The sequence below is a fragment of the Streptomyces sp. NBC_00576 genome, from assembly GCF_036345175.1.
In the GTDB taxonomy this organism is placed as follows: Bacteria; Actinomycetota; Actinomycetes; order Streptomycetales; family Streptomycetaceae; genus Streptomyces.
On sequence record NZ_CP107780.1, the window covers coordinates 7,259,819 to 7,272,935 of the forward strand.

A 13,117-nucleotide genomic window follows, 5' to 3' on the forward strand; every position below is an offset into this window, starting at 1 on the left:
CAGGGGGACACCGATGACCCCGCCCACCCCGACCTCGACGACGAGGCTCACGGTCGCGCAGGCGCTCGTACGCTTCCTGGCCGCCCAGTACACCGAGCGGGACGGCGTCCGCCGCCGCCTGATCGAGGCCACCTGGGGCATCTTCGGCCACGGGAACGTCGCCGGGCTCGGCCAGGCGCTCGTCGAGTACGGCGACGACATGCCGTTCCACCAGGGCCGCAACGAACAGTCCATGGTGCACGCGGCAGTCGGTTACGCGAGGCAGTCCAACCGTCTCTCCACGCACGCTGTGACGACCTCGATCGGCCCCGGCGCGACCAACCTCGTCACCGGTGCCGCGCTCGCCACGATCAACCACCTCCCCGTCCTGCTCCTCCCCGGCGACACCTTCGCGACCCGCCCGGCGGACCCGGTCCTCCAGCAGCTCGAAGTCCCGTACGCCGGTGACGTGTCGGTCAACGACTGTCTGCGCCCGGTGTCGAGGTACTTCGACCGTGTCACGCGCCCCGAGGCGCTGATCCCGGCGGCGCTGCAGGCGATGCGGGTCCTCGCCGACCCTGTCGAGACAGGCGCCGTAACTCTCGCTCTCCCGCAGGACGTTCAGGCCGAGGCGTACGACTGGCCGGACGAGTTCTTCGCCGACCGCGTGTGGCACGTACGCCGCCCGGCCGCCGACGCCGACGAACTGACCGAAGCGGTACGGGCGATCCGTGCCGCCCGCCGCCCCCTGATCGTCGCGGGCGGCGGAGTCCACCACAGCCGCGCGGAGGAGGCGTTGGCGGAGTTCGCCTCGGCGACCCGTATCCCCGTCGCCTCCACCCAGGCCGGCAAGGGCTCCCTGCGCCACGACCACCCCCAGGACGTCGGCGGCATCGGCCACACGGGCACGGCGACAGCGGACGAACTCGCGCGCCTGGCCGACCTGGTGATAGGCATCGGCACCCGCTACACGGACTTCACGACTGCCTCCAACACCCTGTTCGCAGCGCCGGACGTCCGCTTCCTGAACCTCAACATCGCCCCGTACGACGGCCACAAGCTGTCCGCCACCCCGCTGATCGCGGACGCCCGCAGCGCCCTGCAGCAGCTGACGGAGGCACTGGCGCTCCACGACCACCGGGTCACGGACGGGTACGCCCGCGAGTACACCGAGGACAAGGAACGCTGGGAACAGCGCGTCGACGCCGCCTACGAGGCCGACGAGCCGGATGTCAGGCCCACGCAGCCGCAGGTACTCGGCGCGCTGGACGCCATCGCCGACGAGTCGGACGTCATCATCAACGCGGCCGGCTCGCTCCCCGGTGACCTGCACAAACTGTGGCGCGCGCGGTCGTACGACCAATACCACCTCGAATACGGCTACTCCTGCATGGGGTACGAGATTCCGGCCGCGATCGGTGTGAAACTGGCGGCGCCCGAGCGTCCCGTATGGGCGCTGGTGGGCGACGGCACGTACCTGATGATGCCGACGGAGATCGTGACGGCCGTACAGGAGGGGATCGCGATCAAGCTCCTCCTCATCCAGAACCACGGCTACGCGTCCATCGGCGGTCTGTCGGAGTCGGTGGGCGGCGAGCGCTTCGGCACCGCCTACCGCTATCAGGCGGACGACGGTACTTACACGGGCGCCCCCCTGCCCGTGGACCTGGCCGCCAACGTGGCGAGCCTGGGCATGCGCGTCCTGCGCGCGAAGACGGTACGGGAGCTGCGGGCGGCGCTCGCCGAGGCCCGTGCCGCCAACACTCCCACTTGTGTCTACGTCGAGACGGAAACGGCAGACACAGTGTCGGGCGCGCCTCCGGCGCAGGCCTGGTGGGATGTTCCTGTGGCCGAGACCGCGACCCGCCCGTCAGCGGTCAAGGCACGTGAGCTGTACGAACGGCACGTCTCTACCCGACGCCGCCATCTGTGAAGGAGAACCTGGGCATGACGAAGATCGTCAACCACTGGATCGGCGGCAAGACCGTCGAAGGCGCGTCGGGCACGTACGGGCCGGTCACCGACCCCGCGACCGGCGCGGTCACCACGAACGTCGCCTTCGCGACGGTCGACGAGGTCGACGCGGCGGTAGCCGCGGCCAAGGACGCGTACGCGACCTGGGGCACCTCGTCGCTCGCCAAGCGGAGCGCCATCCTCTTCAAGTTCCGCGCGCTGCTCGACGCCAACCGCGACGCGATCGCCGAGCTGATCACGGCGGAGCACGGCAAGGTGCACTCCGACGCGCTGGGCGAAGTGGCCCGCGGCCTGGAGATCGTCGAACTCGCGTGCGGTATCACCGTGCAGCTGAAGGGCGAGCTGTCGACGGAGGTGGCGAGCCGCGTCGACGTCTCGTCGATCCGTCAGTCGCTGGGTGTCGTCGCCGGCATCACGCCGTTCAACTTCCCGGCCATGGTGCCGATGTGGATGTTCCCGATCGCCATCGCGTGCGGCAACACCTTCGTGCTGAAGCCGTCCGAGAAGGACCCGTCGGCGGCCATGAAGCTCGCCGAGCTGTTCGCCGAGGCGGGCCTGCCCGACGGCGTCTTCAACGTCGTCCACGGTGACAAGGTGGCGGTCGACCGCCTCCTGGACCACCCGGACGTCAAGGCGGTGTCCTTCGTCGGCTCGACGCCCATCGCCCGCTACATCCACACCACGGCCTCGACGAACGGCAAGCGCGTCCAGGCCCTGGGCGGCGCCAAGAACCACATGCTGGTCCTCCCGGACGCGGACCTGGACGCGGCAGCCGACGCCGCGGTCTCCGCCGCCTACGGCTCGGCGGGCGAGCGCTGCATGGCGATCTCGGCAGTGGTCGCGGTCGGCGCGATCGGCGACGAGCTCGTGCAGAAGATCCGTGAGCGCGCCGAGAAGATCAAGATCGGCCCCGGCAACGACCCCACTTCCGAGATGGGCCCGCTGATCACTGCCGTGCACCGCGACAAGGTGGCCTCGTACGTCACCGGCGCGGCGGCCGAGGGCGCGGAGGTCGTCCTCGACGGCAGCGGCTACACGGTCGACGGCTTCGAGGACGGCCACTGGATCGGCATCTCGCTCCTCGACAAGGTGCCCACGTCCGCGAAGGCCTACACGGACGAGATCTTCGGCCCGGTGCTGTGCGTGCTCCGCGTGGACACGTACGACGAGGGCGTGGCGCTGATCAACAGCTCCCCCTTCGGCAACGGCACGGCGATCTTCACCCGGGACGGCGGCGCCGCCCGCCGCTTCCAGCTGGAGATCGAGGCCGGCATGGTCGGCGTCAACGTACCGATCCCGGTCCCGGTGGGCTACCACTCGTTCGGCGGCTGGAAGGACTCCCTCTTCGGGGACCACCACATCTACGGCAACGACGGCACCCACTTCTACACCCGCGGCAAGGTCGTCACCACCCGCTGGCCCGACCCTGCGGACGGCCCCTCGGCCGTGGACCTGGGCTTCCCGCGCAACCACTGAGTAACCCGCAAAAATGCCTGCTGACCAGGACTTTTCTGGTCGGCGGGCAGATGCGTTCCGGGTCAGGCGGTCACCGGTAGATCTTGCCGGGCTCGGCCTTGGCCGGAGCGAGGAGCTGGGTGACGGTCACGAAGGTGTAGCCCTGCTTGCTGAGCGCCTTCAGGATGGAGGGCATGGCGGGCACGGTGCCCTTGTGCAGCGGGTGGAGCAGGATGATTCCGTCGCGGCCGGCGCCATCGAGGACGCGCTTGGTTATCAGCGCGGAGTCATCCGTCTGGTAGTCCTTCGCAGTCACCGTCCACAGGACCTGCGCCATGCCCAGCTCCTTGGCGACCTTGGATACGCGGTCGTCGGTGCTGCCCCCGGGCGGACGCATCAGCGTCGGCTTACGGCCGGTGATGCCGGTGATGGCCCGTTCCGTGCGTTCCAGCTCGACGCGGATCCGCGCATCGGAGACCTCGGTCAGCACAGGGTGTGTCCAGGTGTGGTTCCCGATCTCATGGCCGTCCGTGGCCATCCGCCGCACCACCTCCGGGAACTTGTGGATGCGCCGCCCCTCGAGAAAGAACGTCGACGGCGCCTTGTACTCCTTAAGGAGGTCCATCAGCCGGACGGTGGGTTCGCCCGGGTTGCCGTCGAAGGTGAGCGCGATGCACTTGGCCTTCGCGCAGTCCACCTGCCCCGGCGGTCCGCCTGCTCCTGACGCGGCCCGGTCGCGTTCCTCGCGCGGCGAAAGCGTATCCATCTTGTACGCCTGGATGACTGCGACGACAGTCACCGTGACAGCCGCCACCACGACCAGGGCCAGGAGTATGAGCAGGTGAGGCCGTCTCTTCAGAAAATTCACACCCGAGGAGAGGACCTCGGCGCCGGAGGGGTTGTCTGGCGGCCTCGACTGTGAGGAGCCACACGTCAGTGCGGCGGCAGATCACCAGTGCGAGTGGTAGGGGCTTAGCCAGGACTGAGCCTGGACGAATCCGGCAACTCCCAGACCACCACCGCACATCTCCCGTCGTCTTTGCCACCCGCACTCCTGTACGTGGCGAGGGCGACGTCGTTGTCCGTGTCGACCAGCACCCACATCCCGTAGCACCCCAGTTCGCGGCTCAGCTCGGCCAGCCGCCGCACCAGGGCCCGCCCGATCCCCCGGCGCCGGTACGACTCGGCCACCCCCAGCTCGTACAGCAGCAACTCCGCGCCCTTGTCGGGGTGGATCGTCTCGATCCCGCTCACAAAGCCGACGGGGGCACTCTCACCCGGCTCGTATGCCAGATACAGGTGATGTCCGGCGGACGTCAGGAAACGTTCCGCCCACTCCGTGCGGACCGGGTGGTCGAAGAGGTGCTCGGCGGCGGCCACCTCGGCGACCGTCATGGCACGGCGAATCTCCACAGACTGCGTCTCCCCGAACCGAATGTTCATGGGCCCGTTCGTACCACGGTTGGTGTACGCCGGACCCGTGCCGTACGCCTGCAGGATGGCGGGAGGTTCCGACCGGCGGTTGCCCCGGATGTCAGTGGCGGACCGTACCGTTGACGCATGGATCTTCGAATGCCCGGACTGCGGGGAGTACGGCCCCGGCGGCCCCGGCGGCTGATCGCCGTCGTGGCCGCCGCCGTCGTCCTGCTCGCCGGCGCCGGTACGTGGACGGCCGTCGCCTCGGACGACGCGCCCGCGGTGCACCGCGCCGACCGGGTCATGGACATGGGCGGCGGGGTGCGCATCGGCACCTCGTACTTCACCGCGGGTTCGGACTCCGACCGCCGCCCCGCCGTCCTCCTCGCCCACGGCTTCGGCGGCAGCAAGGACGACATGCGGGCCCAGGCGCAGGACCTCGCCCGTGACGGTTACGCGGTGCTGACCTGGTCCGCCCGGGGCTTCGGCAGATCGACCGGAAAGATCGGGCTGAACGACCCGAAGACCGAGGTCGCCGACGTCTCGAAACTCATCGACTGGCTCGCCGCGCGCCCTGAGGTTCAGCTCGACAAGAAGGGTGACCCGCGCGTCGGCATGGCCGGCGGGTCCTACGGCGGCGCGATCTCCCTCCTCGCCGCCGGGTACGACCAGCGGGTCGACGCCATCGCGCCCGCGATCACCTACTGGAACCTCGCGGACGCCCTGTTCCCGGGCGGCGTCTTCAAGAAGCAGTGGGCCGGCATCTTCATCAACACCGGCGGCGGCTGCGACCAGTTCGAGGCCGCGCTGTGCCGGATGTACGACCGGGTCGCCGAGGCAGGCGAGCCGGACGCCGAGGCCACCACCCTCCTCGCCGACCGGTCGCCGTCCGCTGTCGGCGACCGCATCAAGGTGCCCACCCTGCTGATCCAGGGCCAGACCGACTCTCTCTTCCCGCTCGGCCAGGCCGACGCCGCCGCGAAGGCGATCCGCGCCAACGGCGCCCCTGTGGACGTCGACTGGATCGCGGGCGGCCATGACGGCGGCGACCTGGAGACGAGCCGCGTCGAGTCCCGGGTCACCTCCTGGTTCGACCGGTACCTCAAGGGCGACAAGGGCACCGACACCGGCCCCGCCTTCCGCGTCACCCGCACCGGCGGCATCGACTCCACCGACGGAGCGGCCACCCTGCGAGGCGCCACCGCGGACACCTACCCGGGGCTGGAGAGCGGACAGCGCGCATTCACCCTGACCGGCAGGGAGCAGAAGTTCGACAACCCGGCCGGCGCCGCCCCGCCCTCCGTCTCCTCCCTGCCCGGCCTCGGCGCGGCGGGCGGCCTCTCCCAGCTCTCCTCCCTCGGAGTCGGCGTCTCACTCGACTTCCCGGGGCAGAACGCGCGCTTCGAATCGGCCCCGGTCGCCGACGACGTACGGATCACCGGTTCCCCCACGGTCACCGTCCACGTCAAGTCGACCAGCGAGGACGCCGTCCTCTTCGCCAAGGTGTACGACGTCTCCGCCGGCGGCAGGCAACAGGTGCTGCCCGGCCAGCTCGTCACCCCCCTGAGGGTCGAGGGCGCCAAGGAGGGCAAGGACGTCACGATCACCCTCCCGGCCATCGACCACGAGGTCGAACAGGGCCACCGCCTCCGCCTGGTCCTCGCCTCCACAGACCTGGGCTACGCGTCACCGGTCGCCCCGGCCACGTACACCGTCTCCGTCAAGAGCGAGCTGAAGATCCCCACCGCCCCCGGCGTCACCACGGCCTCGGCCGGGCTGCCCGCCTGGGTGTGGTGGCTGCCCCTCGCGGGCGCCGCGATCGCCCTGACCCTGCTCCTGTCCGGCCGCCGACGCACGGCGGCGCCCTCCGCCCCGGACCCCGAACTGGCCGAAGTCCCGCTCCAGATCACCGACTTGAGCAAGCGGTACGCGAAGTCGTCGGACCGGTACGCCGTACGGGACCTGTCGTTCCGCGTCGAGAAGGGCCAGGTCCTCGGACTCCTCGGCCCCAACGGCGCCGGCAAGACCACCACCCTGCGCATGCTGATGGGCCTCATCAAGCCCGACGACGGCGAGATCCGCGTCTTCGGGCACGCCATCCGCCCCGGCGCCCCCGTCCTCTCCCGCGTCGGCGCCTTCGTCGAGGGCGCCGGCTTCCTCCCGCACCTCTCCGGCCGCGAGAACCTGGAGCTGTACTGGCAGGCCACCGGCCGCCCGACCGAGGACGCCCACCTGGCGGAGGCCCTGGAGATCGCGGGCCTCGGCGACGCACTCGCGCGCGCTGTGCGCACGTACTCCCAGGGCATGCGCCAGCGCCTCGCCATCGCCCAGGCCATGCTCGGCCTGCCCGACCTCCTCATCCTCGACGAACCGACCAACGGCCTCGACCCGCCCCAGATCCGCGAGATGCGCGAGGTGCTGATCCGGTACGCGGAGGCCGGCCGCACGGTGATCGTCTCCAGCCACCTGCTGGCGGAGGTCGAGCAGACCTGCACGCACCTCGTGGTCATGGACCGGGGCAAGCTGGTCCAGGCGGGCCCGGTCAGCGAGATCATCGGCTCCGGCGACACCCTGCTCGTCGGCACCACCACCCCCGTGGAGGAGCCGCTCGTCGAGAAGGTGGCCGCCCTGCCGGGCATCGTCTCCGCCGTACGCACCGACGACGGCCTCCTGGTCCGCCTCGCCCCCGAGGACGGCAGCGCCCAGCGCCTGGTCGTCGAACTCGTCCGCCTCGAAGTGCCCGTGGAGTCGGTGGGCCCCCACCGCCGCCTCGAAGACGCCTTCCTCACCCTGATCGGAGGTTCCGCATGAGCACCGAGACGAGCACGACAAGCAGCACGATGAGCACGCTCGTGGAGCGGGCGGAGACCGCCGACGGCTACCGCGCCCGGCGGACACTGCCCCTGCGCGTCGAGCTGGTCCGCCAGCTCAAGCGCCGCCGTACGCTCGTCATGGGCGGCATCCTCGCCGCGCTGCCGTTCATCCTCGTCGCCGCGTTCGCGATCGGGGGCGAGCCCGGCGGACGCAACGGCCAGGTCTCCCTGATGGACACGGCCACCGCGTCCGGCGCCAACTTCACCGCCGTCAACCTCTTCGTCTCCGCGGGCTTCCTGCTCGTCATCCCCGTCGCCCTGTTCTGCGGGGACACGGTCGCCTCGGAGGCCAGCTGGTCCTCACTGCGCTATCTGCTCGCGGCGCCGGTGCCGCGCGCCCGCCTCCTGTGGTCCAAGCTCGCCGTCGCCCTCGGCATGAGCCTGGCCGCGATGGTGCTGCTGCCGGTCGTGGCCATCGCGGTCGGCACGGCGGCCTATGGCTGGGGGCCACTGGAGATCCCCACCGGCGGTTCGCTCGCCGCGGGCACGGCGGCCCAGCGCCTCGTGGTCGTCGTGGGGTACCTCTTCGTGTCCCAACTTGTCACCGCGGGACTGGCGTTCTGGCTGTCGACGAAGACGGACGCCCCCCTGGGAGCGGTCGGCGGCGCCGTCGGCCTGACCATCGTCGGCAACGTCCTGGACGCCGTGACGGCCCTCGGCGACTGGCGCGACTTCCTGCCGGCGCACTGGCAGTTCGCGTGGGCCGACGCCATCCAGCCCCGCCCGGAGTGGGGCGGCATGATCCAGGGGACAGCCGTCTCGATAACGTACGCCCTCGTGCTGTTTGCCCTGGCCTTCCGGGGTTTCGCCCGCAAAGACGTCGTCTCCTAGGTCACCGGAGGATCACCTACCGGTCTCGGAGACCGTCCCTCGTGGCCACTTCGAGATCCATCCGCAACACCCCGTACCGCACATTCCGGCCCCCTCCACCGTCACAGTCACAGAAGTTGACGTCGTCCGACGTCAACGGACGGAGGGGGCACGGCTGATGGAGCGGACTCGGATCCACCGAACACGACGCCTGCAAGGCACGCTGATCGCGCTGACAGCCGCGGGCGGCCTGCTGCTCACCGGGTGCAGCGGCGACACGGGCGACAGCGGCCAGAGCAGCAAGGCGGACAGCCGGCAGGACTCCGGGGGCGGCTCGGGCTACGCACCCGCGCCCGCCCAGAGCAACGGCTCCGGCGAGCAGCAGGACGGCCGATCGGACGGCGATCAAGGCGACACGGAGGGAGAGAGGGAAGGAGACTTCGCCCCGTCCCCCGACTACCTCTCCACCTTCGCGCTCGACGTCGACACCGCCTCCTACGGCTACGCGCGCCGCACCCTCGCCGACGGCCACCGCCCCGACCCGTCGACGGTCCGCCCCGAGGAGTTCGTCAACAGCTTCCGCCAGGACTACGAACGCCCCGACGGCAACGGTTTCTCGGTCACCGTCGACGGCGCCCGCACCGACCGCGAGGACTGGTCCCTCGTCCGTGTGGGTCTCGCCACCCGCACCGCCGGGCAGAAGGGCGAACGCCCGCCGGCCGCCCTCACCTTCGTCATCGACATCTCCGGCTCCATGGCCGAACCCGGCCGCCTCGACCTCGCCAAGGACTCCCTCGGCGTGATGACGGACCGACTGCGCGACGACGACTCGGTCGCGATCGTCACCTTCAGCGACGAAGCCGAGACCGTCCTGCCGATGACCCGACTCGACGACCACCGCGACCGCGTCCACCACGCGATCGACGACCTGGAACCGACCGACTCGACCAACCTCGGCGCAGGCGTGCGCACCGGCTACGCCACCGCCGTCGAGGGCCTGCGCGAGGGCGCCACCAACCGGGTCGTGCTCGTCTCGGACGCGCTGGCCAACACCGGCGACACCGACGCCGACTCGATCCTCGACCGCATCTCCGACGCCCGCCGCGAACACGGCATCACCCTCTTCGGCGTCGGCGTCGGCAGCGACTACGGCGACGCCCTGATGGAACGCCTCGCCGACAAGGGCGACGGCAACACCACCTACGTCTCGAACGAGACCGACGCCCGCGAGGTGTTCTGCGAGCAGCTCCCGCGCAACATCGACCTCACGGCCCGCGACGCCAAGGCCCAGGTCGCCTTCGACCCGGAGACCGTCGCCGAGTTCCGCCTGATCGGCTACGACAACCGCCGCGTCGCCGACGACGACTTCCGCGACGACCGCGTGGACGGGGGAGAGGTAGGCCCCGGCCACACGGTCACCGCCCTGTACGCCGTCCGCACCAAGCAGTCCGCCTCGGGCCACCTGGCCACGGCAACGGTCCGCTGGCTCGACCCCGAGACCCGCGAACCCCACGAGGAATCGGGCCAGTTGGAGTCGGAGGCGGTGGACGAAGCCCTCTGGGACGCCCCGTCCCGCCTCCAGATCACCGCGGTGGCCGCCTACTTCGCCGACGCCCTACGCAAGGGCGACGACGGCTGGACCACCTTGCCGGGCGCCCCGTCCCTCAACGAACTGGCCGACAGGGCAGACAAGTTGGCGGACACGACAGAGGACAAGGCGGTACGCCAACTGGCCGAGGCGATAGAACAGGCGGACCGTTATGAGGACTGAACAACCCAAGGCACGCTAACCGCAGACAGACGGCACAGCCCGCCCAAGCCCCTCCAAATGCAACCAATCCAACCGGTACCCATAAGCGGAGCGCCCCGCAGCAAGCACAAGCCGCAGCTCGCACCCGTCCCCCGACCGAACCCCCTCTGTCTCCTTCAACGCATCCAGCAACTCAGTGGTGATCCGATCCAGAATCGGCCGAACCTCCTTGACCAGATCGGGCCGCTCGGTGGGCCGCAGCTCGGGATGCGCGTCCCAACGCGCGTACAGCCCACGCTGGACCACCTTGTTCGCCTCGATCTGGTCCCGGAACACCGCAGCCACCGCCTCCGGGTCGAGGCCGAGCCCGACGGCCCGCGCGGAGACATCGTCGAGGATCTGCTGCTCGCGTACCGGATCGTCGATCGGCTTGTCGGTGCCGTACTTGGCGGCGGCGACCTTGTCGGCCACCAGCAACCGCTCGGCGAAAAGGTCGGTCAGCGGAGCCAGGGAGGAGACGGAGGAGGAGGCAGAGGAGGAGAGGGTGGAGGAAATGGGGGAGGAGGCAACGGCACTTGCCCGTACCGGAGTCGAGGCGACAGCCACAGCAGGCGCCGCACCGGCGACAGCCAAGACGGCCGACGCGCACACGGCGAGTAGAACGGACCGCACGGGGTTCCTTTCGGTGGGGGGAGGTCAAGCCGGCGCCGGACCGTAGCCCCGCGCCACGCAGCAAAATATCCGCTCCGAAAATCTCCCTTTCGCGCGACCCATTGAACTTCCGCTACGCGCGGGTAATTTTTCTCGGAATCAGGAGCGGGACCAGTCACCGGGAGCGACCGTCATGGGCGTACGCAGGGATCTGAAGCAGGCGAAGCGCCGCACCGATCTGGCGGCCCGCCACCGGATCGAGCTGATCCGCGACGAGAAGGCCGGCATCGTCCGCGAGGCCCGCGCCGCCCCCATGGCGGCATCCCCCTCCACAGGCAGCACCGCCGATCTGCCCTACACCAACGCGGCCGAGGCCCCCGACGCGGTGATCCTGCGCCGCCGTGCGGACGACGGCACCTGGCGCCCGATCACAGCCGCCGCCTTCGCCGCCGAAGTCACCGCCATCGCAAAGGGGTTGATATCCGCCGGCCTCGAACCGGGCGGCCGGGTCGCGGTGATGTCCCGTACCCGCTACGAGTGGACGGTCCTGGACTTCGCGATCTGGGCGGCCGGCGGCCAGACCGTCCCCGTCTACGCCACCTCGTCCGCAGCTCAAGTGGACTGGATCGTACGGGACTCGGGGGCCCGCCTGGTCGTCACGGAAACGCCGGACAACACGGCCACCGTCACCACCGGCACGGCCGCCCACCCCGAACCCCCGCGCGTCCTCACCCTGGACGAGGACGCGATGGCCGAACTCACCGCCCTGGGCCGGGAGATGTCGGACGCGGAGGTGACCAAGCGGCGAGCGGCCCTGACCCCCGACACCACCGCCACGATCTGCTACACCTCCGGCACCACCGGACAGCCGAAGGGCTGCGTCCTCACCCACGCGAACCTGCATGCCGAGGCGGCGAACGTCGTCGAACTGCTGCACCCGATCTTCAAGGAGGTCACCGGCCAGACCGCCTCGACTCTCCTCTTTCTCCCCCTCGCCCACATCATGGGCCGGGCCCTTCAGATCGGCTGTCTGATGGCCCGTATCGAGATCGGCCACTTCCCGAGCATCAAGCCCGACGAACTCCGCCCGGTACTACGGGAGTTCAGGCCCACCTTCCTGGTCGGCGTCCCGTACCTCTTCGAGCGGATCCACGCCACCGGCCGCGCGACCGCCGAGAAGATGGGCCGCGCCGCCTCCTTCGACCGCGCCCACCGCATCGGCGTCCGCTTCGCCGAGTCGTACCTCGAAAAGTTCCTCGACACAGGCACAGGCGCAGGCACCGGCCCCAGTGCCGCCAAGGGCCCCGGCCTCCGCCTCTACGCCGCCTGGGCCCTGTACGACCTGCTTGTGTACCGCCGTATCCGCAACGAACTGGGCGGCCGCATGAGGTACGCCATCAGCGGCGGTTCCCCGCTCGACCGCGACCTCAGTCTCTTCTTCTACGCCGCCGGAATCATCGTCTACGAGGGCTACGGACTGACCGAGACGACCTCCGCCGCCACCCTCGTCCCGCCCTTGGCCCCCCGCCCCGGCACGGTCGGGCTCCCCGTCCCCGGCACCGCCGTCCGGATCGCCGACGACGGTGAGGTCCTCCTCAAGGGCGCGGTCGTCTTCGGCGCCTACTGGAACAACCCGGCGGCAACGGACGCAGTGCTGCGCGACGACTGGTTCGCGACCGGAGACCTCGGAGCCCTCGACGACGACGGCTACCTCACCATCACCGGCCGCAAGAAAGACATCATCGTCACCTCCGGCGGCAAGAACGTCGCCCCGGCCGTCCTGGAGGACCGGCTGCGCAGCCGGGCGCCGGTCGGCCAGTGCATGGTCGTCGGCGACAACCGCCCCTTCGTCGCCGCCCTGATCACTCTCGCCCCCGATTCGGTCAGCCACTGGCTCGTCGTCCAGGGGATGCCCGCGGACACCCCCATGTCCGAGGTGATCCGTGACCCCCGGATGCGCGCCGACGTCCAGCGGGCCGTGGACCACGCCAACGCGGAGGTCTCGCGGGCCGAGTCGATTCGCGCCTTCACCCTGGTCGAGGGCGAGTTCACCGAGGACAACGGCCAGCTCACCCCGTCCCTCAAGGTCAAACGCCACGCGGTACGGGAGGTGTACGCGGCCGAGATCGAGGCGCTGTACAGCAAGTGAGGCCGGAAAGGGACGTACGGCCGGAAACGCCGAACGGCGGGCCACCGGAGAACCGGTGAC

9 protein-coding genes are annotated in these 13,117 nt (G+C 70.3%); 6 read left to right on the forward strand and 3 right to left on the reverse strand.

Going from position 1 to position 13,117, the window contains the following annotated elements:
* The first annotated feature begins 13 nt into the window (after nt 1-13).
* Nucleotides 14-1,912, forward strand: coding sequence for a 3D-(3,5/4)-trihydroxycyclohexane-1,2-dione acylhydrolase (decyclizing) (gene iolD, locus OG734_RS31725; RefSeq protein WP_330290863.1), 1,899 nt, complete (start codon nt 14-16; stop codon nt 1,910-1,912).
* Between the two features lie 14 nt (nt 1,913-1,926).
* Nucleotides 1,927-3,429, forward strand: coding sequence for a CoA-acylating methylmalonate-semialdehyde dehydrogenase (mmsA, locus tag OG734_RS31730; RefSeq protein WP_330290864.1), 1,503 nt, complete (start codon nt 1,927-1,929; stop codon nt 3,427-3,429).
* 70 nt (nt 3,430-3,499) lie between these two features.
* Here the strand turns inward: mmsA and OG734_RS31735 are convergent, their stop codons facing one another.
* Nucleotides 3,500-4,276: a polysaccharide deacetylase family protein gene (locus tag OG734_RS31735; RefSeq protein ID WP_330290865.1), complete on the reverse strand. Its 777-nt coding sequence runs from the start codon at nt 4,274-4,276 to the stop codon at nt 3,500-3,502.
* A 104-nt stretch (nt 4,277-4,380) separates the two neighbouring features.
* The gene (locus tag OG734_RS31740; protein WP_330290866.1) at nt 4,381-4,851 is read right to left on the reverse strand and encodes a GNAT family N-acetyltransferase; all 471 of its coding nucleotides are present in this window, start codon (nt 4,849-4,851) and stop codon (nt 4,381-4,383) included.
* A gap of 117 nt (nt 4,852-4,968) precedes the next feature.
* On the opposite strand from OG734_RS31740, the gene OG734_RS31745 reads away from it, so the two are divergent.
* The 3 genes from OG734_RS31745 to OG734_RS31755 all read left to right on the forward strand — a co-directional run bounded on the left by OG734_RS31745 (nt 4,969) and on the right by OG734_RS31755 (nt 10,278).
* Nucleotides 4,969-7,635: an alpha/beta fold hydrolase gene (locus OG734_RS31745; RefSeq protein ID WP_330290867.1), complete on the forward strand. Its 2,667-nt coding sequence runs from the start codon at nt 4,969-4,971 to the stop codon at nt 7,633-7,635.
* A 29-nt stretch (nt 7,636-7,664) separates the two neighbouring features.
* On the forward strand, nt 7,665-8,528 hold the full coding sequence (locus OG734_RS31750; protein ID WP_330293859.1) for an ABC transporter permease: 864 nt from the start codon (nt 7,665-7,667) through the stop codon (nt 8,526-8,528).
* 157 nt (nt 8,529-8,685) lie between these two features.
* Nucleotides 8,686-10,278: a vWA domain-containing protein gene (locus tag OG734_RS31755; RefSeq protein ID WP_330290868.1), complete on the forward strand. Its 1,593-nt coding sequence runs from the start codon at nt 8,686-8,688 to the stop codon at nt 10,276-10,278.
* Between the two features lie 15 nt (nt 10,279-10,293).
* Here OG734_RS31755 and OG734_RS31760 read toward each other — a convergent pair whose 3' ends face one another.
* Entirely contained in the window at nt 10,294-10,929 is a 636-nt protein-coding gene (locus tag OG734_RS31760; protein WP_330290869.1) for a chorismate mutase, read from the reverse strand.
* Between the two features lie 172 nt (nt 10,930-11,101).
* On the opposite strand from OG734_RS31760, the gene OG734_RS31765 reads away from it, so the two are divergent.
* Nucleotides 11,102-13,057, forward strand: a complete 1,956-nt coding sequence (locus OG734_RS31765) for an AMP-dependent synthetase/ligase (RefSeq protein WP_330290870.1) — start codon at nt 11,102-11,104, stop codon at nt 13,055-13,057.
* Nucleotides 13,058-13,117 lie beyond the last annotated feature (60 nt).

Coding starts and splice junctions, on each gene's coding strand:
- OG734_RS31755 (WP_330290868.1), top strand. CDS start 8,686: ATGGAGCGGACTCGGATCCACCGAACACGACGCCTGCAAGGCACGCTG.
- OG734_RS31740 (WP_330290866.1), bottom strand. CDS start 4,851: ATGAACATTCGGTTCGGGGAGACGCAGTCTGTGGAGATTCGCCGTGCC.
- iolD (WP_330290863.1), top strand. CDS start 14: ATGACCCCGCCCACCCCGACCTCGACGACGAGGCTCACGGTCGCGCAG.
- OG734_RS31745 (WP_330290867.1), top strand. CDS start 4,969: ATGGATCTTCGAATGCCCGGACTGCGGGGAGTACGGCCCCGGCGGCCC.
- mmsA (WP_330290864.1), top strand. CDS start 1,927: ATGACGAAGATCGTCAACCACTGGATCGGCGGCAAGACCGTCGAAGGC.
- OG734_RS31765 (WP_330290870.1), top strand. CDS start 11,102: ATGGGCGTACGCAGGGATCTGAAGCAGGCGAAGCGCCGCACCGATCTG.
- OG734_RS31750 (WP_330293859.1), top strand. CDS start 7,665: ATGAGCACGCTCGTGGAGCGGGCGGAGACCGCCGACGGCTACCGCGCC.